Source organism: Streptomyces sp. NPDC060366, assembly GCF_042725135.1.
Classification (GTDB): Bacteria; Actinomycetota; Actinomycetes; order Streptomycetales; family Streptomycetaceae; genus Streptomyces.
The window spans coordinates 710,584-730,969 of sequence record NZ_JBHXDC010000002.1; the positions used below are offsets into that span (position 1 = coordinate 710,584).

Here is a 20,386-nt window from a genome sequence, read left to right on the forward strand (position 1 = left end):
GAGCGCCCACATGGCCGCCACTCAGGAAGAGATCGTCACCGGTCTCGCGGAGATCGTGAACGAGATCGCCGGCATCCCGGTCGAGGACGTCCAGCTGGACAAGTCCTTCACCGACGACCTGGACGTCGACTCGCTGTCCATGGTCGAGGTCGTCGTCGCCGCCGAGGAGCGCTTCGACGTGAAGATCCCGGACGACGACGTCAAGAACCTGAAGACCGTCGGCGACGCCGCCGACTACATCGCGAAGCACCAGGCCTGATCCAGGTCGCGCGGCTGACGCCACCCGGTGGTGGTGCCGTAGAAATTCCGCACCCTCTACACGTGGAGAAAGAATTCCAGTGAGCCCGACCAATCGCACCGTGGTCGTCACCGGTATCGGCGCAACCACACCGCTGGGTGGCGACAGCGCATCGACCTGGGAGGGCCTGCTCGCCGGCCGCTCCGGCGTCAAGCCCCTCGAAAGTGAGCGGTTCGCCGATCTGCCGGTCCGGATCGCCGCGCTCGCCGCGGTCGATCCGGCCGACGTGCTGCCCCGCCCGCTCGCCCGCAAGCTGGACCGCTCGGCGCAGTTCGCGCTGATCGCGGCCCGTGAGGCGTGGGCCGACGCGGGCTACAAGGCCAAGGCTGGCGAGGACGAGTCCATCGCCCCCGAACGTCTCGGCACGGTCATCGCCTCCGGTATCGGCGGCGTGACCACCCTGCTCGACCAGTACGACGTGCTGAAGGAGAAGGGCGTACGCCGCGTCTCCCCGCACACCGTGCCGATGCTCATGCCGAACGGCCCGTCCGCCAACGTCGGCCTGGAGGTGAACGCCCAGGCGGGCGTGCACACTCCGGTGTCCGCCTGCGCGTCGGGCGCCGAGGCCATCGGCTACGCCGTGGAGATGATCCGCACCGGCCGCGCCGATGTCGTGGTGGCGGGCGGTACGGAGGCGGCGATCCATCCGCTGCCGGTCGCCGCGTTCGCCAACATGATGGCGATGTCGAAGAACAACGACGCGCCCGAGAAGGCGTCCCGCCCGTACGACAAGGCCCGTGACGGCTTCGTCCTCGGTGAGGGCGCGGGTGTCGTGATCCTGGAGTCCGCCGAGCACGCGGCGGCGCGTGGCGCGCGGGTCTACTGCGAGGTGCTGGGCCAGGGCCTGTCCGCCGACAGCCACCACATCGCCCAGCCGGAGCCGACCGGCCGCGGTGTCGCGGCGGCGATGCAGAACCTGCTCGACAACACCGGCATGAAGCCGTCGGAGGTCGTGCACCTGAACGCGCACGCCACCTCCACGCCGCAGGGCGACATCGCGGAGATCAAGGCGCTGCGCCGGGTCCTGGGCGATGAACTCGACCATGTCGCGGTCTCCGGTACGAAGTCGATGACCGGCCATCTGCTGGGCGGCGCCGGCGGTATCGAGACCGTGGCGACGGTGCTGGCGCTGTACAAGCGGCTGGCCCCGCCGACGATCAACATCGACGACCTGGACGAGGAGGTCGACGCGGACATCGTGCGCGGTGAGCCGCGGGCGCTGCCCGAGGGCACGATCTCGGCGATCAACAACTCGTTCGGCTTCGGCGGCCACAACGTGGTGCTGGCGTTCCGTTCGGTCTGACGGTTCGTCCTCAATCGCCGGACGGGCTCGTAAAGAGCCCGTCCGGCGATTGAGGACACCCCTGCCGGCGGCGCCGGATCAGGTGTCGAAGCTCGCGAAGTACGTCGCCGCCATGTCCCGCGCCCCGTGCCCCATCGCCTCCGCGCGGGCGAAACGGTTCGCGCCCGCCTCGGCGACGTCCAGCCGGACACCTTCCGCCTCGCCCGCCGACACGATCAGACGGGCGTCCTTGGCGGCCGTGGTGAGGGCGAAGCTCGGGGTGTAGTCGTCGTCGAGGATCGCCGACGACTTGACGCGGAGATAGCCGCAGTCGAGGCCGCCGCCCGCCACGGCGTCCAGGAAGCCCCGCGGGTCGACGCCGAACCCCTTCGCCAGGGCCAGTGCCTCGGCCGTTCCGTGAGTGAGCGTCAGGACCCAGCTGTTGCAGACGAGTTTGAGCCTCGTCGCCGCACCGGACGCCCCGTCCTCGCCCACCCACAGCGTGCGGTCGCCGACGGCCTCCAGAACGGATGTGACGGTGTCGCGCGCGGCCTCGGGCCCGGCGGCCAGGACGGTGAGTTTCCCTTGCTCGGCGGGGCCCCTGGTGCCCAGTACGGGCGAGTCGAAGAAGACCAGTCCGTGCGCGTCTGCCAGTTCCGCGAGCGGGGTGAGCCCCTCCAGGCCGGCCGTCGTCGTCTGGAGCCAGACGGTGCCGGGCCGCAGCCCCGGGGCCGCCGCCGTCATCGCCTCCAGTGCGGCGGGGCCGTCGTACAGCATCGTGAGGACGACGTCCGCGCCGCGTACGGCGTCCGCCGGGCTGTCGGCGACGCGCGCCCCGTCGGCCGCCAGCGGCTCCGCCTTCGCGCGCGTACGGTTCCAGACCCGGACCGAGTGCCCGGTCCGGCAGAGATTGCGGGCCATCGCGGCGCCCATGATGCCCGCGCCGAGAACTGCCACTTCGAGTTGATCAGCCATGCGCCCACGGTAGAACGCGGCCGCGCGGTCCGCCCCGAAGGACGTACGGTCCGGCTCAGACGACCTGGTGCAGCCAGCGCACGGGGGCGCCCTCGCCCGCGTACCGGAAGGGCTCCAGTTCGTCGTCCCACGGCTTGCCGAGCAGCTTGGCGACCTCGGCCTCCAGCTGGGTCTCGCCGGTCAGCGACCGGGCGAGGGCGGCGCGCAGCCGGTCCTCGGGGACCAGGATGTCGCCGTGCATGCCGGTGACGGCGTGGAAGATGCCGAGTTCGGGGGTTGCGCTGTAGCGCTGGCCCTCGGCCGTGGGGCTGGGTTCGGCGGTCACCTCGAAGCGGAGCATCTGCCAGCCGCGCAGCGCGGAGGCGAGTTTGGAGGCGGTGCCCGCCTCGCCCCGCCAGGAGAACTCGGACCGCCAGGTGCCTGGTGAGGCGGGCTGCCTGATCCAGTCGAGCTGGACGCGCAGGCCGAGGACGCCCGCCACCGCCCATTCGACGTGGGGGCACATCGCGCGCGGCGCGGAGTGCACGTACAGAACACCACGTGTGGTCACCGGGACCTCCAGTGTGGGACGAGGATCGCCATTGCCCAGCGGCCTCAGTAAACATCATCGGGATTGAAAACCCGCAAAACGGACAGCATGTGACGGGATGTAACGTACCGGAGCCGGAGCGCGTTGTTGACTCTGGTTCGACGCCTGAAAAGCTACCTTGCGCGGGGGCCACGGGGGTGCCGTACTGTCGGTCCCAGGCGCGATATACGCGAAGCTTTCACTCGCCAGGACGCCGCCGTACGCATGACGACGCCCACGCGGAGGGTTCGGACGATGCAGGAGAGCCCTCAGGGACGCGCGCGACGCCTCGGTGGACGCCCCGCCCGCCGCCGCGCTCCGTACGCGACCGTCGCCGCGTCCTGTGCCGGGCTGCTGGTCGCCGCGGCCGCCCTCGCGGGCTGCTCGTCGTCGGACGGCGCCGATCCGGACTGGACGAAGACGAAGGCGAGCCAGTCGCCGCCCAAGCCGATCTGGGACCGCAGTCCCGCCTCGATCGCCGCCGTCGGCGACTCGATCACGCGTGGTTTCGACGCGTGCGGGGTGCTGAGCGACTGCCCCGAGGTGTCCTGGGCGACGGGCACGGACGACGGGGTGCGCAGTCTCGCGTTGCGGCTGCTCGGCAAGCCGGGCGCCGTCGACCGCAGCTGGAACTACGCGCGCTCGGGCGCGTCCGTCGCGGCGCTGCCCGCGCAGATGGGGAAGGCGGCGGGCCACGAGCCGGATCTGGTGACGGTCATGATGGGCGCCAACGACGCGTGCAAGGACGAGGCGGATCTGATGACGCCGGTGGGCGAGTTCCGGACGTCGTTCGAGGAGTCGATGCGCCGGCTGCGCGCCGACTCCCCCAAGACACATGTGTACGTGGCGAGCGTGCCCGATCTGAAGCGGCTCTGGTCCGAGGGCCGGGACAATCCGCTGGGCCGGCAGATCTGGAAGCTGGGGATCTGCGCGTCGATGCTGGGCGAATCGCAGGACATGGGAGCCGAGGCCCAGCAGCGGCGGTCGACGGTGCAGGCGCGGGTGGTGGCGTACAACAAGGTGCTCAAAGATGTGTGCGCGAAGGATCTGCGCTGCCGTTACGACGGCGGGGCGGTCTTCGACTTCCGGTTCACCGGTGAGCAGTTGAGCACGTGGGACTGGTTCCATCCGAGCAAGAACGGCCAGGGGAAGCTGGCTGACATCGCCTACCGCAACGTGGTCGCGGCGAAGCCCCCGGCGTAGGGTCGGCGACCGTGGACGAGTCGACGGTGAACGAGATGACGCCCGAGCCCGCCGGTTCGGCGCCCGACGGCACTGCGGTGCACCGCTGGACCCTGGAGCGGGCCGGTGTGCGGGTGAAGGTGTTGACGTACGGCGGGATCCTCCAGTCCGTGGAGGTGCCGGACCGCGAAGGGGCGCCCGCGAACGTGGTGCTGGGCTTCGACGACGTCGAGGGGTACGCCGACTGCCCCGCGCCGTACTTCGGCGCGCTGATAGGCCGCTACGCGAACCGGATCGCGGGCGGTACGTTCACGCTCGACGGGCGGACGTACCGGCTGCCGCGCAACAACGGGCCCAACTGTCTGCACGGCGGTGAGCGCGGCTTCGACAAGCGTGTGTGGGACGCGGAGCCTGCGGCGGACGGCCATGGCGTGCGGCTGTCGCTGGTGAGCCCGGACGGCGAGGAGGGGTTTCCGGGCCGGGTGGAGGTCTCGGCGACGTACGCGCTGGACGCGGCGGGAGCGCTGCGGATCGGCTACCGGGCGGTGACGGACGCGCCGACGGTGCTGAACCTGACGAATCACACGTACTGGAATCTGGGCGGCGCGGGCGGTGGGAGCGCGGCCGGGCACGTGCTGCGGATCGCGGCGGGTCACATCACGCCGCTGGACGGTGACTCGGTGCCGACGGGCCCTCCCGCGCCGGTCGACGGGACGCGTTTCGACTTCCGTGAGCCGCGCAAGGTGGGGTCGGGCTACGACCACAACTTCGTGCTGGACCAGGGGGGTTCGGTGGCGGCGGAGCTGTACGACCCGGCGTCGGGGCGGGTGTTGACGGTGACGACCACCGAACCGGGCATGCAGTTGTACACCGGTGACCACTTCGACGCGGGGCCGTTCGGGCCGGGCGAGGGGATCGCGCTGGAGACCCAGCACTTCCCGGACTCGCCGAACCGGCCGGATTTCCCGAGCACGGTGCTGCGGCCGGGCGAGGAGTTCACGTCGGCGACGACGTACGGGTTCGGGCTGCTGTAGGCGTGTCCTCGATCGCCGGACGGGCTCAGGACGAGCCCGTCCGGCGGAGGGACTACCGCTCGACCGTGGCGCTCAGCCTGTGGTCCGTGAGTGAGCGGCCCGCCTGGATCTCGTACGTGCCAGGGACCGCCGCCCAGGCGTTCTCGCGCTCGTCCCAGATCTCGAACGCCCGTGCCCTGATGGGGACGTTCACCTCGACGCTCTCGCCGGGGCCCGCCTCGACGGAGGCGAAGCCGGCCAGCCAGCGCACCGGGCGCTCGGGGGTCTCCGGTGCGGCGCCGGGCGCGGGGGCGAGGTAGATCTGGACGGTCTCGCGGCCGGGCCGCGCACCGGTGTTGCGCAGCCGTACGGTGGCGCTCTCGGTGGTGGCCCGAAGGGTCTCGTACTCCCAGTCGGTGTAGCCGAGCCCGTGGCCGAAGGGGTACGCGGGGGTGGTGCCCGCGCGCTCCCAGGCGCGGTAGCCGATGAACACGCCCTCGGTGTAGCGCAGTTCACCGTCGGCCGGGGTGGTGTCCGTGACGGGGACGTCGGCCAGGGCGACCGGCCAGGTGGTGGTGAGCCGGCCGCCGGGCTCCTCGGCGCCGGTGAGGACATCGGCGAGCGCGGCGCCGCCCTCCTGCCCGGGGAACCAGCTGAGCAGCACGGCTGCCACGTCGTCGCGCCACGGCAGTTCGACCGGTGAGCCGGTGTTGACGACCACGACCGTGTTCGGGTTGACGGCGGCGACGGCCGCGACGAGCGCGTTCTGATGGCCGGGCAGTTCCAGACTCGTACGGTCGAAGCCCTCGGACTCGACGGCCGTGGTGGTGGCGACCACGACGACGGCGGTGTCCGCGGCCCTCGCCGCCTCGACGGCCTCGGCGATCAGGTCCTCGGGGTCGCGTCGCGGGCCGAGGTGGAGCAGCGAGAAAGCGACCGCGTCCATCGGGGCGCCGGGCAGCCTGGGCACGGTGAGGCGCAGCGAGACATCGACGGACTCGCCCTCGACGAGGGTGACTTGGGCGCGTTCCAGGCGCTCGCCGAAGAACGCGTTGAACGGGTCGGAGCTGTCGCCGAGGCTCTCCTCGCCCTCCCAGACCTTCTCGCCGCCGACGGTGAGGACGAGGGGGCCGATGCCGCGGGTGCCGAAGGTGTGGTCGCCGCTCTCGCGCGGGGTGAAGGTGCCGGTGAACTCGACGGTGTGCAGTTCGTCGTACCGAACGCCGTCGGGCAGGTCGGCGCCGACCCACTGGACCATGCCGGAGGGGATGTCGGTGGTGCCCAGTTCCTGTCCGTCGGCGGCGCGGCAGACGGCGCGCAGCTCGAATCCCTTCGCGGCGACGCCGAGTTGGTCGCTGGGGTCGGCGCCGACGCTGTATCTGAGGGCGCCTTCGGGCAGGGCGGCGGTGAGGCCGTCGAGCGGCGCGACGACGTGCGGCGGGAAGACGGTGGCCGAACCGCCGCCGAGGATCCGGGCGTCGCGGGCGGCGGCGCCGCTGAGTGCCACCGTGCGGGTCCTGGCCGGGTCGAGGGGCAGGGCGGGGTGGCCGTCGCGTATCTCGTTGCGTACGAGGACGAAGGAGCGGCGCGCGACCTCGCGGGCCAGCGCGTCGCCGTCGACGGGTGCGGGGAGCGCGGACTCCGCGACGACGGCGGGGGCGTTGTCGAGGACGCCGACGCGGGCGGCGAGCCTCAGCACGTTGCGTACGGCGTCGTCGACGAGGGATTCATCGACCTCGCCGGCCCGGACGGCGGCGGCGAGCGCCTGGCCGTACACGGTCTTGGGGCCGGGCATCGCGACGTCGAGGCCGCCGAGGAGGGCGCCGGTGGTGGAACGGGCGGCGAGCCAGTCGGAGACGATGTAGCCGTCGAATCCCCATTCGCCGCGCAGGACTTCGTTCTGGAGATAGCGGTGCTCGGTCATCGAGTAGCCGTTGACCCGGTTGTACGCGGCCATGATGCCCCAGGGGTGGGCGTTCTTGACGATGGCCTCGAACGGGGCGAGGTAGAGCTCGCGCAGCGGGCGCGGGGCGACGATGTTGTCGACGGTGAAACGGTCGGTCTCGGCGTCGTTGGCGACGAAGTGCTTGACGGTGGTGCCGACGCCGCCGTCCTGGACGCCGAGGACGTAGCCGGTGCCGATCTCGCCGGTGAGGTAGGGGTCTTCGCTGTACGCCTCGAAGTGCCGTCCGCCGAGCGGGGACCGGTGCAGATTGACGGTCGGCGCGAGGAGGACGTGCACGCCCTTGCGGCGGGCCTCCTGTGCCAGCAACCGGCCTGCTCTGCGGGCCAGTTCGGGGTCCCAGGTGGCGGCGAGCGCGGTGGGCGAGGGGAGGGCGACCGACGGGTCGTCGGCGGTCCAGCGCACGCCCCTGACGCCGATCGGGCCGTCGGACATGACGAGCGAGGCCAGGCCGATCTCCGGGAGCGCGGGCAGCGACCAGTTGTCCTGCCCTGCCAGCAGCCGCGCCTTGTCGTCCAGTTCCAGCTTGCCGAGCGCCGCTTCGACGGCCGCTTCGCGTGCTTGGTCGGCCCGGGTGATGGGTGCGCCGGTCACGGCGGTACCTCCTCGTCAGTGCCCTGCGTCGTGCGGACGGTTACATGGTGACCCCGCATTCTGTAGGTGGGTAGGCTTCGTTATCGGTTTGTTACTCGTGTACGGTCCGGACAACGGTCGGTGAGCGGACAGGTACGAGGCGAGAGGACCCGGTTGGATGGCGAGGCCCAGAGGCGTGGAACGGCGGGCGGAGATTCTGCGCGCCACCATCGAGGTGATCGCCGAACGCGGCTACCGCGGGACGACGTTGGGCGCGGTGGCCGAGCGGGTGGGCCTCACCCAGCAGGGACTGCTCCACTACTTCCCCACGAAGGAGGCGCTGCTCCTCGCCGTCATGGACGAGCGCGACCAGTGGGACACCGGAGGCGGCAGCCGGGGCGCGGACGGCTGGCGGCTGGAGCTGCTGACGTCGATGGTCGACTACAACGCGATGCGGCCCGGCATCGTGCAGACCTTCTCGGCGCTGCTCGGTGAGAGTGTGACGGAGGGTCACCCGGCCGGGGAGTTCTTCACCCGGCGGTACGTCCAGGTGCGCGGCAACATGGCGGGCGTCCTGCGCGACGAGTTCGGCGACCGGCTGCCGAGCGGGCTCACGCCCGAGCAGACGGCGCCGCTGCTGGTGGCCGTGATGGACGGGCTCCAGTACCAGTGGCTGCTGGCACCGGAGTCGGTGGACATGCCGGCGGCGTTCCGGGCGTTCGTGACGCTGCTGCGGGGCGGGGCGGAGGGGCCGGAGCGGTAGGGGGTGTCCGGCGGATCTTCGGGGGCCGGGGCGCCGTAGCCATCGGCGGGGTGCGGAGGTGATACTTCCGCCACCCGAAGGAAGGACTCCCGTGAGACTCGTGCGCACCACAGGCAACACAGCCGGCCGGCTCGGCCTCGTCCTGCTCGCGTCGGCCGCGCTCGTCGCGGTGGCGCCTCCCCCGCATGCCGCGGCCACCGGCGCCGTCGCCGCCCGGCCGGCGTCGGACGCCGCCCCGGCGGTCACCGTCGAGGAAGGGCGGCTCGACAGGGACGTACCGCGGCGGATACTCGCCGACAGCGGCTTCGACGGGGTCGCTCCGGCGTTCGCGACATCACTGCGCGGCGCCGGTTCGTACGCGCAGGCGGAGCGCGCCGCCGTACGGCACGGCGAACGGCTGTGGCAGCGCGCCGTGGACCGCGCGCAGGGGCGGGGCCCGGCGGGCGGTGAGCTGAGCCGGGACGACGACCGGCCGCTGTACTGGGCGCGGCTGGCCATGACCCGTGAACTGCGCGCCTGGCACGCCGAGTCGGGGCTCTCCGAGGCGGCGGGCGTACGGCTGCTGGAGCGGCTGGAGAGCGCGTCGCGCGGCCAGGACTCGCTGGCCTTCGGCGGCGGTGACCGGGCCGGGGAGCGGGAGCGCGACAGGGCGAAGGGCGTCAAGCGGATCGTGGTGACCGGCTTCGACCCGTTCACCCTGGACAGGGACATCCGCATCAGCAACCCGTCCGGGGCGGTCGCGCTCGCGCTGGACGGCACGGTGATCCGTACGGCGGACGGACCGGCGCGCGTCGAGACGGCCGTGTTCCCGGTCCGCTGGGGGGACTTCGCCGACGGCACGGTCGAACGCGCGCTGCGCCGTGCGCTGCCGCGCGCGGATCTGTTCGTGACGGTCAGTCAGGGACGGGTGGGGCGCATCGATGTCGAACGGTACAACGGCGCGTGGCGCGGCGGCTTCGGCGACAACGAGAACGTGTCCGAGACCGGGCTCGTACCGGTGAAGGACCCGGCCACGCAGCCGCAGTGGACGCGGACGACCCTCCCCTACGCGGACATCGTGGCCGCCGACACGGGGCGCTTCCCGGTGTACGACAACACGTCGGTCACCGAGATCCCGGCGGGCGGCACGGCTCCCGTCGTACGGCCCGAGGGGCCGACACCCGGCTCGGCGGCCCGCGCGGGTGGCGGCGGGGACTACCTGTCGAACGAGATCGCCTACCGGGCGACGCTGCTGCGCGACCGGCTCGGGCTGGACATCCCTGGCGGCCATGTGCACACGCCGGTCCTACAGTTCGGCCCGGGCAACACCGACCCGGCGACGGGGACGGTGACGGATCCGGTCTTCGTCCAGAACAGGCTGGACATCACGGAGCAGCTGCGGACGATCGTGCGGGTGGCGGCGGAGGGGTCGTAGCGGGGCGACTCGGCTCACCGGGCCCCGCCCGGTAGGCCGGGGTCGTCCTCAATCGCCGGACGGGCTTTTTTGAGCCCGTCCGGCGATTGAGGACAAGCGGTGGCCACGAGTCGGCGCAACTCGGACAACGACCCCGTTCACCACTCGCGTGGGGCGTCGGGCGCCGGAACCGCGTCCCCCTGCACGGGCGAACCGGCCTGACCGGCACCCGCACCCGCACCCGCGCTCTCGCCCGTCAGGTCGCGGGCCATCAGCGTCGCTCCCGCCACCGCGCCCGGCATCAGGAACACCGCGACGAACGGCACCAGGAACGCGAGCGTCAGCGGGACCCCGAAGCCCAGCGTGAGCAGCCGGCGGCCCCGCAACAGCGCGAGACGTTCCTTCAGTTCGATGCCGCGCCGCTGCATCGCGACCGCGTTGAGCTCCTCCGCGAGGAAGAAGCCGGACACGCAGAAGCCGAGCACCGGCACGACGGTCTGTCCGACGACGGGGACGAACCCGAGGGCGAAGAGCAGGACGCCGTACAGCACCACCCGCCCCAGGACCCGCAGGCTGTCGCGCGCGGAGACCCACAGCTCGCGCCAGAGCGGCAGTCCCGACTCGGGCACGTGCCCGCCCTCCGAGCGGTCCACCGCCTCGGAGAGCGATTCGTAGAAGGGCTGCCCGACCAGCAGCGTCACGGCCGTGAACGCGATCACGGCGAGGAACAGCACGAGCGCGACGAGCAGCACGGTGAGGAAGCCGCGGAACAGCCCCTGCCACGGCGAGGACCAGTCGTCGGCGAAGGGCGTCGCCCAGGCCGTCAGATCGTCGGCGCCGTAGAAGAGGCCGACGAGCGCCGCCGCGTAGAGGACGAGGGTCACCAGGCCGGGCAGCAGCCCGAAGCCTAGCCATCTGCCGTGCGCGCCGACCCAGCGCTGGCCTTTCACCAAGTAGCCGAAGCCCACACCGAGATCACGCATACGGTCACCCTATCGGGGTTGTTCCGCGGCTGTTTCGGGGTGGTTCCCGGCCGGTTCCATGGTGCGCGTGGGACGGACGAGAGTCCGGACACCCCTTGTTGTTGACACGTTCAACCGGTATGACCTGCCTATTGAACCGAACGATCGCCCCCCGCACGACCCGGAGGTACATCCGCATGGGGATGCCCAGACCCGTTCTGCTCGCCACCGCCACGGCCACCGCGGCCCTGATGCTCGCACCGCTGCCCGCGCTCGCCGTGCCCGGCGCCGACGACGGCCGGTCGTCGCACCCGGTGAGGGACGGCGGCACCACGGACTCCCGCGTGGCCTCGTCCGCGCTGCCGTCGGCCGGCGCCGCGGCCCTCTCCTCGGTGGGCAAGACCTCGCTCGGTCTGCGCAAGGACGGCGGCTACCCGCGCCGCAACGTCCTGGCCACGCTGCCCGAGAACCCGGCGGACAAGTCCATCAAGCTGGGCCTGGCGCCGTACCACGCGCTCGCACCGCGTCTCAACGCCCTCCAGGAGCTGGGCAATCGGGTCAGTGTCGAGGTCACGGGCCGGTCGGCCGGCGGACACGACCTGTATCTCGTCACGGTCACGGCGCCGGAGAGCGCGAAGGAGGCCGCCGAGCAGGAGCGGATGCGTGAGCGCATCGAGAACTCCCCCGCGTCGGCCGCCAAGGACAAGCGCATCAAGGAGAGTTACAAGACCCCGGTCTTCATCAACAACAACATCCACGGCAATGAGTGGGAGGGCACCGACGCCGCCCTGAAGCTCATCGAGGAGCTGGCGAAGGCCAAGGACAGCCGTACGAAGAAGCTGCTGTCCACGAGCCGGATCATTCTCAACGTCACGGCCAACCCGGACGGCCGGATCGCCGGAACACGCGCCAACGGCAACGGCATCGACCTCAACCGGGACTTCATCACCGCCTCGCAGCCGGAGGCGCGCGCGATACGGCAGATAGCCGTCGACAAGCAGCCCGCGGTCATGCTCGATCTCCACGGATACGTCAACGGCACGCTCATCGAGCCGACGACGCCGCCGCACGGCGAGAACTACGAGTACGACCTGTTCCTCAAGAACTCCTACGCCAACGCCCTCGGTATGGAGGAGGCCGTCAACGACCTCGGCTACACCGCCGAGAAGGACGGCGTGCAGCCGCCCGTCATCCCCTTCCGTGACCAGGAGGAGGGCTGGGACGACTGGCCGCCGATCTTCACGCCGCAGTACATGGCGTTCCAGGGCACGGTCGCCTCGCACACCATCGAGATCCCGATGCGGGTCAACAACAACGACTACAACAACCTGCCCGTCGAGGAGTTGCGCCGCAGGTCCGCGATCAACACCGATGTCGCGGGCGCGGCGATGCGCTCCACGCTCGACTTCGCGCTGGACAACCGCAAGACGCTGATAGCCGACCAGATCGAGACGTTCCGGCGCGGTGTCGCGGGCGAGAAGCAGCGGGTCATCTCCGAGGAGACGGTGCCCGGTGTGCCCGGCATCGGTCCGGAGGACATCTACACGACCGACTTCCCCCGCGCGTACGTGATTCCGGCCGGCGACGGCCAGCGTTCGGCGTCGGCCGCCGCGCGGCTCGTCGACCATCTGATCGCCAACGACGTCAAGGTCGAGCAGGCCCGTAAGAGCTTCAAGCTGGCGGGCCGCACGTATCCGGCCGGTTCGTACGTGGTCGACATGGAGCAGGCCAAGCGCGGTCTCGCCAACGTCATCCTGGACGAGGGCCGGGACATCAGCGCCGACGTGTCGTCGATGTACGACATCTCGGGCTGGAGCCTCGGGCTGCTGTGGGGCGCGAACGTCACCAAGGTCCAGCGTGGCTCGCTGAACTTCTCCGGCCGCGAGGTCGACGCCGCGTCGCCCGTCGGCTCGGTGGCCCGCGGCGGCGACCTGAAGCTGCGGCTGGACGACCCGAAGGAGTTCGCCGCCCTCAACTCGCTGCTCGCGCAGGACGTGAAGGTGCGCCGGACGGCGGACGGGGCGGCGATCGTGCCGTCGTCGGCCCGTAAGAAGGCCGAGATCCTGGCCGACCGGTACGGCGTCGTCTTCGCCGCCACGAAGGACAAGGGCGTCGCGGCGCTGCGGCGTACGACGGTCGCCGCGGCCGTGAACTCGGGCGAGCTGTTCGCGCTGCGCGAGATGGGCTTCGAGGTGCTGCCCGTGTCGACGGCGACGGCGAACGCGGGCTTCGACTGGTCGAAGGCCGACGCGCTGTACGTGTCGACGGGACTCAGCCACCGCTCGCTGAACGAGACCGCCCGCGCCGCGCTCGGTGAATTCCTCGCCGGTGGCGCGCCCGTGGTGGCGCTGGGCTCCGGTGGAGCGACGTTCAACACCGAGGCCGGTCTGCTGCCGGCCACACCGGTGCGGGGCAACGGGAACGCCAACGGCGTGGTGCGGGTGGTCAACACGCCCGGACCGGTCACCGGTGGCACCCAGCCCCACTCGTTCGTCTACTCGCCGATCTGGTACACCGCCCTCGGCAAGGGTGTACGCACCGAGCAGTCGTACGGAGGCGGCAACCCGCTCGTCTCGGGCCACTGGCGTGGAGACGATGGCAGCACTGACGGCGCGGGCGGTCCGCTGGCCGCGGCGGGTCAGGCGGCGATCGTGAGCGGTACGGCGGCGGCCGGTGCGCCGGTCACGCTGTTCGGCACCGAGCCGCTGTTCCGTGACCACCCGAAGGGCGCGTTCGCCCAGGTCGGCCGGGCGCTGCTGAACCGCCTTCCGTAGGAGGCGCGTTCGTCACACCTGTCCATGCGGAAGGCCGCACCCCGCTCGTGGGGTGCGGCCTTCCGTACGTACGGGGCGGTCGTGCCCGCCGTCGCCGGTCAGACGACGGACAGCTCGACCTTGATGTTGCCGCGCGTGGCGTTGGAGTACGGGCACACCTGGTGCGCCTTCTCCAGCAGGTCCTTCGCGGTGGCGGCGTCCACGTTCGGGATGGACGCCTCCAGCTCGACCTCAAGTCCGAAGCCACCGGCCTCGGACTTGCCGATGCTGACCCTGGCGGTCACGGTCGAGCCGGATACGTCCGCCTTCTCCTTGCGGGCGACGACACCGAGCGCGCCCTGGAAGCAGGCGCTGTAACCGGCGGCGAAGAGCTGCTCCGGGTTCGTGCCGGCGCCGCTGCCACCCATCGACTTGGGCGGGTTGACGACGACGTCGAGCTGGCCGTCGTCCGTGGAGACCCGGCCGTCACGGCCGTTCTCCGCGGTGGCGACAGCGGTGTAGAGGGTGTCGATCTTCTGGATGGTCATTCGGGGGTGTCCTTCTTCTTGTACGCCGCGGCTCGCGCCCACGGACCGCGACGGCCTCGCACGAGCCTAACGGCTGGGCGTCAGTTGAGGGTGACGATCATCTTTCCGGTGTTCTCGCCGCGGAGCAGACCGAGGAAGGCGTCGAAGCCGTTCTCGATGCCTTCCACGGAGGTCTCCCGGTACTTCAGCTCGCCGGAGGCGAGCCAGCCGGCCACGTCCTTGACGAACCGCGGCTGGAGGGCCTGGTGATCGCCCACGAGCATGCCCTGGAGGCGCAGCCGCTTGCCGATGACCTGGGCGAGGTTGCGCGGGGCGGGGGCGGCCTCGGTGCTGTTGTACAGCGAGATCATTCCGCAGATGGTGGCGCGGCCGTGCAGGTTGAACGAGGAGATCGCGGCTTCCAGGTGCTCACCGCCGACGTTGTCGAAGTAGACGTCGATGCCGTCGGGCGCGGCCTCCTTGAGCTGCTCCTTGACCGAACCACCGCTCTTGTAGTTGAAGGCGGCGTCGAAGCCGTACTCCTCCACAAGAAGCTTGACCTTGTCGTCGGATCCGGCCGAGCCTATGACCCGCGACGCGCCCTTGATCCGGGCGAGTTGGCCGACCTGGCTGCCGACGGCGCCCGCGGCGCCGGAGACGAACACGGTGTCGCCCTCCTTGAAGGAGGCAACCTCGAAGAGTCCGGCGTAGGCGGTGAGGCCCGGCATACCGAGGACGCCGAGGTAGGCGCTGAGCGGTGCGATCGAGGCGTCGACCTTGACCGCGTACTGGGCCGGCACCTGCGCGTACTGACGCCAGCCGAGGCCGTGCAGCACATGGTCACCGACCGCGAACCCGTCCGCGTTCGAGGCGACGACCTCGCCGACGGCCCCGCCGTCCATGGGGTGGTCGAGCTTGTACGGCGGGGCGTAAGACTTCACGTCGTTCATCCGGCCGCGCATGTACGGGTCGACCGAGAAGTGCTTGTTGCGGACGAGGATCCTGCCCTCGCCCGGCTCGGTCACCGGGACCTCACGCAGGGCGAGGTCCTCGGCCTTCGGCCAGCCGTGCGGGCGGGCGACGAGATGCCATTCGCGGCCGGACGCGGGAAGAGCGGTCATGGGTGCGATGTCTCCTCGGGTTGCGGGTCTCGGGTGCTGCTCGGGCGTTCGGACGCTCGGGTGCTCAGGCGCTCAGGTTTCACGGGAAAGCTTCACTACCTGAAACAACCATGCTCCTAGATATTTCATGTTGTCAAGTAAATGGGTATCCTGGCACGTATGGCCACTGAGCACTCGGACCCCTTGACCCTCGAAGTCGTCGGACTCATCGGCACGGTCGTGGCCCGCTACTACGAGGAGTACGACCACGCCGCCGCGGAGCACTCGCTCACCGGCGCGCAGGCGCGCGTGCTGGGGCTGCTGTCCATTCAGCCCATGCCCATGCGCCGGATCGCGCGGAAGCTGAAGTGCGAGCCGTCGAATGTCACGGGGATCGTGGACCGGCTGGAGTCACGCGGTCTGGTGGAGCGGCGCCCGGACCCCTCGGACCGCCGGGTGAAGCTCGCGGCGCCCACCGAGAAGGGGCGCGAGACCGCGCGGCAGCTCCGGGACGGGCTGAACTTCGCACGGGAACCGCTCGCGGACCTGTCGGTGGACGAGCGGACGGTGCTGCGGGATCTGCTGCGGCGGATGCTGGGGGACGACGCCGGGCAGTGATCGCCGCGCCTGCCCTCAGAAGCAGAAGATCAACAGGACGCACTCTTCTTTCGTCGGCGTCGGCGTCGGTGTCGGCGTGGGCGCCGGAGGCGGCGGCTGATTCGGCCGCCCCGGAGTGCCCGAGGGGCCGGTGGAGTCCGTGGGGCCGGGCGAGTCGCTGGGGTTCGGCCCGTCGCTCGGCCCGGCCGAATCCGTCGGCGCCGGGGACTCCTCGTCCGACGACCCGGATCCAGCCCCTGTCCCCTCACCCGTCGCCGAGGGGTCCGGCGAACCGTTTCCGCCGGGGCGCGCGGAGCCGGTGGACTCGGAGGGGGTGCCTTCCACCGGGCCGGGATCCTTGGGTTCCTTCGGGCCCGGCGGGGGCGGCCCGCCGTCCAGGTCGATGGCCCTGTCCTCCTGTACGGAGGTGGCGTCACCGTCGCCGCCGGACTCCAGCGCCAGCTCGGCCAGGCTCAGCGCGCCGACCGCCAGGACGAGACCCATCACGGTGAGCAGGACGGCCCGGCCTTTGCGCCGGTGCGAACCGCGCTCGGCGCGCATCTCGCGGCGCTCGCGCCGGGACACCTTGCGCTTGCGTGAGCCGCGCTGACGGCGCGGGCCCAGGGCGGGCTCCCGGTCGTATTCGCGCGTGGCGAGGACCACCTCCGCCTCGTGCGGAACGGGGTCGTGGAGCCGTAGCTCCTCGGCGGGCGTACCGCACCCCGCGCACGCCAGGGCGCCGTTGAGGTGCCGCTGGCAGTGATGGCAGTAGTCCATGGCGCCCTGAAGATAATCCGACCGGCGCCGATGCGGGCACCTGCGACGTGAAGATCCTGTGTGGAATCGGCCCTTCCACCAATCCGCCGCCCGACCTGCCCCGAAGGTGCACGATGTCGCTATGAATGCCACGACATCCGCCGGAGCCGGTGGAACCTCCCGGCCTTTCGGGCCGCGCGACTTCCAGCTCGTACTGCTGCGCCGGATGGCCGACCACCAGCCCGGTCTGGTCGAGGACGCCCGGCACGAACTGGGCGCCTCGCTGGGCGAGATGCGGGAGGCCAACCGCCGGTGGCAGGCCATGGTCCGCTCCCCCCGCGCCCGCGGCACACTGTCGCGCTACCGCTCGGTGCTGGGCGCGCCGGAGGAGACGTTCCCCCGGCAGGTCGGCGATCTGGCGTGCGAGGTGCTGCTGTGGCCCGTTCCGCTCTGGCCCGCGCTGCGCTTCGAGGTGACCGCGGCGCCGGGCGGCGGTGTGTGGAACGAGTGGCTGGTGCGCGCGCCCGGCGAGCCGGGCCCCGAGCTGCGTACGGCCGGTGATCTGCGCCCCTGGTCCTGCACGGTCGACGAGGTCGCCCGCGCGTTCGCGCCGGCCAGACCGATGGAGGGTACGGCGCCGACCCGCTGGGGTCTCGCGTTCGACGTGCCGGGGACGGGGCCGTGCGTCGCGGAGTTCACCTGGGGCCTGCTCCAGCGCTGGTCGCCGAGGACCTGAGGGCGGGCGCGTCCGGGCGGAACGCTTCTGGTGGGGCGTCAGGGCAGGCCCTGGCGTGGTGTCGGCCCCGTACCCCGACCGGCGCATCCCAGCGCGCGGCCGGCCCCCGGCGCGCCCACGATGCGAAGAGGGCCGGCCGCCCGCCGGTGATCCACCTCAGCGCTCCCGGGAGAAGAACCCGCCGTGACCGTCAGCCTTGAGCAGTTGCGCCGTTGCCATGTCGCCGTCGATCTCGGGGCCGCCAGGACCCGGGTCTTTGTGAAGGGAGCCGGGCTCGTCGTGGACGAGCCGAGCGTCGCCGCGGTGAACACCCGCAGCGGCGCGCTCATCGCCGTCGGCGCCCTGGCCGAGCAGATGACGGGCCGTACGCCGGACTACATCCGCGTCACCCGCCCCGTGTCCGGCGGCACCGTCGTGGACATCGACATGGCCCAGCGGATGCTGCGCCATCTCCTCGGTGAGAAGCTCCGCCGCCAGCTGCGCAGGAAGCCCCGGCTGCGGGCGGCGGCGTGCACCCCCCACGACAGCGACCCGCTGGCCCAGCGCGCGGCGATCGAGACCCTGGTGGGTCTCGGGGCCCGCCGGGTCGAGCTGGTCGACACGCTCATCGCCGCGGCCGTCGGCTGCGGGCTGCCGGTGGAGGAGCCGACCGCCACCATGATCATGGTGTGCGGTGCGGCGACCACCCAGGTCGCCGTGCTGTCGCTGGGGTCGATCGTGACGGCCCAGCGGGTCCCGGTCGGCGGCAACGCCATCGACCACGCGGTCATCCAGCACCTGCGCCACCAGCACGAGTTGATGCTGCCGAGCCAGTCCGTCCGGCCGCTCCAGCTCGCACTGCGCGGCAACGGCATCAGCCCCGACGGCCCCACCTCGACGGAGATCCACGGCCGTGACGTGGCGACGGGGCTCGCCCGGTCGGTCGTCGTGGACACCGCCGCCGTACGGCAGGCCATCCACACCCCGCTCACCGCCGTGCTCGACGGCATCGGCAAGGTGCTGCGCGACTGCCCGCCGGACCTGGTCGCCGATCTCGCCGACACCGGGATCATGATGGTCGGCGGCAGCGCGCTGCTGCCCGGCCTCGACCAGATGCTGCGTGACGCGACGGGCATGCCGGTGCACATCGCCGAGCGGCCCGACGTCTGCGCGATCCTCGGGCTCGGGGCGATGCTGGACGGGAAGATCCAGCCCTTGGTGCTCGATCCGCTGGCGCACGCCGAGTGACGTGACGGCGGGCGGCGGACGGCCGGACGACAGCGAGTACGAGGGTGCGGGCGAGGGCGAGCAGGAGGACGGGGACGACCGGGACGGCGAGGACGACCGGGACGGCGACCCGGAAGGGCCCGGCCACGGGCGCGCCTCGAAGACCCCCCGGCTGCCCATGCTGCTCGACGCCGTCCTCAACGTCGGGACCGAGGGCGAGCTGGCCGCCACCCTCCAGCACGTCGTCGACAGCGCCGCCGACCTCACCGACGCGCGCTACGGCGCACTCGCGCTCGCCGGCCCCGCCCACGGCCGAGGGCCCGACCGCGGCCGGAGCCGTATCGCCGAACTCTTCTCCGTCGGGCTCAGTGACGACGAGCGCCGTCGTATCACCCGGCTCCCCACCGGACACACCGGTCTGCTCGGCCACCCCGGCAGCTCCCTGAGCCTCGGCGTGCCCGTCCGGGTCCACAACGACGTACTCGGCCACCTCTGTCTCGCCCGCAAGCGGCACGGCCCCTTCACCGAGGAGGACCTGGCCCTGCTGCGGGTGCTCGCCTCACAGGCCGGGATCGCGATCGGCAACGCGCGCCTGTACGGAACCGCCCGCCAGCGCGAGCGGTGGATCGAGGGCGCCGCCGCCGTCACGACCGCGCTGCTGAGCGGCGAGAGCGCGGCGGACGCGCTGACCACGCTGGCGGAGTCGGCGCGGATCCTGGCCGGAGCCGCCGCCGGGGTGGTGCTCCTGCCCACCGACGAGGGCGGCATGGAGATCGTCGCCGCCTCGGCGCTGGACGACCCCGGCGACATCGTCGGTACGAACATCGCGCCCGGCTCGCCCGTACTCGTACAGCTCCTCAGCGGCGAACCGGTGTACATCGACGACTCGGCGACCGACCCCCGGATGACCACCCACGTCCGGACCCGCTTCGGGCCCAGCATGATGCTGCCGCTCCAGAGCGGCGGCCGGCTGATCGGCACGCTCGCCCTCCCGCGCAAGCGCGGCGGGCGCCCGTACACCGCCGTGGAGCGGCTGCTGGCAACGCAGTTCGCCTCCCAGGCCGCGCTGGCGCTGGTCCTGGCGGACGCCCAGCACAACCGGGAGCGGCTGGCGGTCTTCGAGGACCGCGACCGGATCGCCCGTGACCTGCACGATCTGGTCGTACAGCGGCTGTTCGCCACCGAGATGATGCTGGAGTCGACGCGCCGGCGAGCGGGCGAGGGGGAGTTGTCCGATCTGCTCGGCCATGCCGTGGACGAGCTGGACTCCACGATCCAGGAGGTACGGACGACGATCTTCGCCCTCCAGCAGCCACCCGCCGACGCGCCGACGAGCCTGCGCGGCAAGGTGCTGCGCGAGACGGCGGGCGCCGCCGCCCTGCTGGGGTTCCAGCCGTCCGTGCACTTCACGGGGGCGGTGGACACCCTCGTGGAAGACACACTGCACACCGGACTGCTGGCCGCGCTGCGCGGCGCGCTGGCCGCCGCGCACCGTCGGGCCGGGGTGGCGTCGATCGATGTGGAGGTCGACGCGACGGCCCGGCTGCCGGACGGCCGGGACGGGGTGCGGCTGGTGGTCTCGGACGACGGGGAGCGCGCGGAGGGCGAGGAGGACACGTCGGTGATCTGGGAGACGGCGCGGTAGGGGCGGACCGGGGCCGCCGGGGCACAACAGGAGGCCCGGTACGGCAGGTTCGCCGTACCGGGCCCGCTGCTTCATCGCCCGGACCGGGGTGTTC

The 20,386-nt window shown here is 71.8% G+C and carries 18 protein-coding genes; 11 read left to right on the top strand and 7 right to left on the bottom strand.

Annotated features, from left to right (window positions below; translation table 11 throughout):
• Nucleotides 1-10 precede the first annotated feature (10 nt).
• Both ACFWHU_RS07855 and fabF read left to right on the top strand, forming a co-directional pair.
• Nucleotides 11-259 (top strand): acyl carrier protein, encoded by a 249-nt coding sequence (locus tag ACFWHU_RS07855; RefSeq protein WP_078077492.1) that lies wholly within the window; start codon nt 11-13, stop codon nt 257-259.
• 79 nt (nt 260-338) lie between these two features.
• Nucleotides 339-1,601, top strand: a complete 1,263-nt coding sequence (fabF, locus tag ACFWHU_RS07860; protein ID WP_385792822.1) for a beta-ketoacyl-ACP synthase II — start codon at nt 339-341, stop codon at nt 1,599-1,601.
• Nucleotides 1,602-1,679: 78 nt separating this feature from the next.
• On the opposite strand, the gene ACFWHU_RS07865 is transcribed toward fabF, so the two are convergent.
• Complete coding sequence (locus ACFWHU_RS07865) at nt 1,680-2,555, bottom strand: NAD(P)-dependent oxidoreductase (protein WP_387224342.1); 876 nt, start codon at nt 2,553-2,555, stop codon at nt 1,680-1,682.
• A 55-nt stretch (nt 2,556-2,610) separates the two neighbouring features.
• Nucleotides 2,611-3,105 carry a DUF3145 domain-containing protein gene (locus ACFWHU_RS07870; RefSeq protein ID WP_385794928.1) on the bottom strand — a complete coding sequence of 165 codons (495 nt, stop codon included), beginning with the start codon at nt 3,103-3,105 and terminating at the stop codon, nt 2,611-2,613.
• 273 nt (nt 3,106-3,378) lie between these two features.
• Here ACFWHU_RS07870 and ACFWHU_RS07875 point away from each other — a divergent pair, with 273 nt between their 5' ends.
• Together ACFWHU_RS07875 and ACFWHU_RS07880 are read left to right on the top strand one after the other, a co-directional pair.
• A complete protein-coding gene (locus ACFWHU_RS07875; protein WP_387224343.1) occupies nt 3,379-4,326 on the top strand; it encodes an SGNH/GDSL hydrolase family protein in 948 nt (315 codons plus the stop codon).
• Between the two features lie 35 nt (nt 4,327-4,361).
• Nucleotides 4,362-5,339: an aldose epimerase family protein gene (locus ACFWHU_RS07880; protein WP_387224477.1), complete on the top strand. Its 978-nt coding sequence runs from the start codon at nt 4,362-4,364 to the stop codon at nt 5,337-5,339.
• Nucleotides 5,340-5,391: 52 nt separating this feature from the next.
• Here ACFWHU_RS07880 and ACFWHU_RS07885 read toward each other — a convergent pair whose 3' ends face one another.
• Nucleotides 5,392-7,875: a beta-glucosidase gene (locus ACFWHU_RS07885; RefSeq protein WP_387224344.1), complete on the bottom strand. Its 2,484-nt coding sequence runs from the start codon at nt 7,873-7,875 to the stop codon at nt 5,392-5,394.
• Between the two features lie 157 nt (nt 7,876-8,032).
• Here ACFWHU_RS07885 and ACFWHU_RS07890 point away from each other — a divergent pair, with 157 nt between their 5' ends.
• Nucleotides 8,033-8,617, top strand: a complete 585-nt coding sequence (locus ACFWHU_RS07890) for a TetR/AcrR family transcriptional regulator (protein WP_147872926.1) — start codon at nt 8,033-8,035, stop codon at nt 8,615-8,617.
• 100 nt (nt 8,618-8,717) lie between these two features.
• Nucleotides 8,718-10,031 carry a pyroglutamyl peptidase gene (locus ACFWHU_RS07895; RefSeq protein WP_387224478.1) on the top strand — a complete coding sequence of 438 codons (1,314 nt, stop codon included), beginning with the start codon at nt 8,718-8,720 and terminating at the stop codon, nt 10,029-10,031.
• A 137-nt stretch (nt 10,032-10,168) separates the two neighbouring features.
• Here the strand turns inward: ACFWHU_RS07895 and ACFWHU_RS07900 are convergent, their stop codons facing one another.
• Entirely contained in the window at nt 10,169-10,993 is an 825-nt protein-coding gene (locus ACFWHU_RS07900) for an EI24 domain-containing protein (protein WP_387224345.1), read from the bottom strand.
• Nucleotides 10,994-11,169: 176 nt separating this feature from the next.
• Between ACFWHU_RS07900 and ACFWHU_RS07905 the strand changes: the two genes are divergently transcribed.
• Complete coding sequence (locus ACFWHU_RS07905; protein WP_385794942.1) at nt 11,170-13,746, top strand: M14 family zinc carboxypeptidase; 2,577 nt, start codon at nt 11,170-11,172, stop codon at nt 13,744-13,746.
• Nucleotides 13,747-13,844: 98 nt separating this feature from the next.
• Here the strand turns inward: ACFWHU_RS07905 and ACFWHU_RS07910 are convergent, their stop codons facing one another.
• Both ACFWHU_RS07910 and ACFWHU_RS07915 read right to left on the bottom strand, forming a co-directional pair.
• On the bottom strand, nt 13,845-14,273 hold the full coding sequence (locus tag ACFWHU_RS07910; protein WP_387224346.1) for an organic hydroperoxide resistance protein: 429 nt from the start codon (nt 14,271-14,273) through the stop codon (nt 13,845-13,847).
• 80 nt (nt 14,274-14,353) lie between these two features.
• Entirely contained in the window at nt 14,354-15,373 is a 1,020-nt protein-coding gene (locus ACFWHU_RS07915; protein WP_385794946.1) for an NADP-dependent oxidoreductase, read from the bottom strand.
• Nucleotides 15,374-15,532: 159 nt separating this feature from the next.
• Between ACFWHU_RS07915 and ACFWHU_RS07920 the strand changes: the two genes are divergently transcribed.
• Nucleotides 15,533-15,970 carry a MarR family winged helix-turn-helix transcriptional regulator gene (locus ACFWHU_RS07920; protein WP_387224347.1) on the top strand — a complete coding sequence of 146 codons (438 nt, stop codon included), beginning with the start codon at nt 15,533-15,535 and terminating at the stop codon, nt 15,968-15,970.
• A 15-nt stretch (nt 15,971-15,985) separates the two neighbouring features.
• Here the strand turns inward: ACFWHU_RS07920 and ACFWHU_RS07925 are convergent, their stop codons facing one another.
• Nucleotides 15,986-16,726 (bottom strand): hypothetical protein, encoded by a 741-nt coding sequence (locus tag ACFWHU_RS07925; RefSeq protein WP_385794951.1) that lies wholly within the window; start codon nt 16,724-16,726, stop codon nt 15,986-15,988.
• A 121-nt stretch (nt 16,727-16,847) separates the two neighbouring features.
• Between ACFWHU_RS07925 and ACFWHU_RS07930 the strand changes: the two genes are divergently transcribed.
• From ACFWHU_RS07930 to ACFWHU_RS07940, 3 genes are all read left to right on the top strand, one after another.
• Nucleotides 16,848-17,441, top strand: coding sequence for a hypothetical protein (locus tag ACFWHU_RS07930; RefSeq protein ID WP_387224348.1), 594 nt, complete (start codon nt 16,848-16,850; stop codon nt 17,439-17,441).
• 183 nt (nt 17,442-17,624) lie between these two features.
• Complete coding sequence (locus ACFWHU_RS07935; RefSeq protein ID WP_385794955.1) at nt 17,625-18,668, top strand: rod shape-determining protein; 1,044 nt, start codon at nt 17,625-17,627, stop codon at nt 18,666-18,668.
• 157 nt (nt 18,669-18,825) lie between these two features.
• On the top strand, nt 18,826-20,292 hold the full coding sequence (locus tag ACFWHU_RS07940; protein WP_385795328.1) for a GAF domain-containing protein: 1,467 nt from the start codon (nt 18,826-18,828) through the stop codon (nt 20,290-20,292).
• Nucleotides 20,293-20,386: the final 94 nt, after the last annotated feature.

Bases quoted from the DNA above. Each gene is read 5' to 3' on its own strand.
- ACFWHU_RS07855 (WP_078077492.1), top strand. From the start codon at position 11: ATGGCCGCCACTCAGGAAGAGATCGTCACCGGTCTCGCGGAGATCGTG.
- ACFWHU_RS07865 (WP_387224342.1), bottom strand. From the start codon at position 2,555: ATGGCTGATCAACTCGAAGTGGCAGTTCTCGGCGCGGGCATCATGGGC.
- ACFWHU_RS07875 (WP_387224343.1), top strand. From the start codon at position 3,379: ATGCAGGAGAGCCCTCAGGGACGCGCGCGACGCCTCGGTGGACGCCCC.
- ACFWHU_RS07880 (WP_387224477.1), top strand. From the start codon at position 4,362: ATGACGCCCGAGCCCGCCGGTTCGGCGCCCGACGGCACTGCGGTGCAC.
- ACFWHU_RS07890 (WP_147872926.1), top strand. From the start codon at position 8,033: ATGGCGAGGCCCAGAGGCGTGGAACGGCGGGCGGAGATTCTGCGCGCC.
- ACFWHU_RS07900 (WP_387224345.1), bottom strand. From the start codon at position 10,993: ATGCGTGATCTCGGTGTGGGCTTCGGCTACTTGGTGAAAGGCCAGCGC.
- ACFWHU_RS07905 (WP_385794942.1), top strand. From the start codon at position 11,170: ATGGGGATGCCCAGACCCGTTCTGCTCGCCACCGCCACGGCCACCGCG.
- ACFWHU_RS07910 (WP_387224346.1), bottom strand. From the start codon at position 14,273: ATGACCATCCAGAAGATCGACACCCTCTACACCGCTGTCGCCACCGCG.
- ACFWHU_RS07915 (WP_385794946.1), bottom strand. From the start codon at position 15,373: ATGACCGCTCTTCCCGCGTCCGGCCGCGAATGGCATCTCGTCGCCCGC.
- ACFWHU_RS07920 (WP_387224347.1), top strand. From the start codon at position 15,533: ATGGCCACTGAGCACTCGGACCCCTTGACCCTCGAAGTCGTCGGACTC.
- ACFWHU_RS07925 (WP_385794951.1), bottom strand. From the start codon at position 16,726: ATGGACTACTGCCATCACTGCCAGCGGCACCTCAACGGCGCCCTGGCG.
- ACFWHU_RS07930 (WP_387224348.1), top strand. From the start codon at position 16,848: ATGAATGCCACGACATCCGCCGGAGCCGGTGGAACCTCCCGGCCTTTC.
- ACFWHU_RS07940 (WP_385795328.1), top strand. From the start codon at position 18,826: ATGCTGCTCGACGCCGTCCTCAACGTCGGGACCGAGGGCGAGCTGGCC.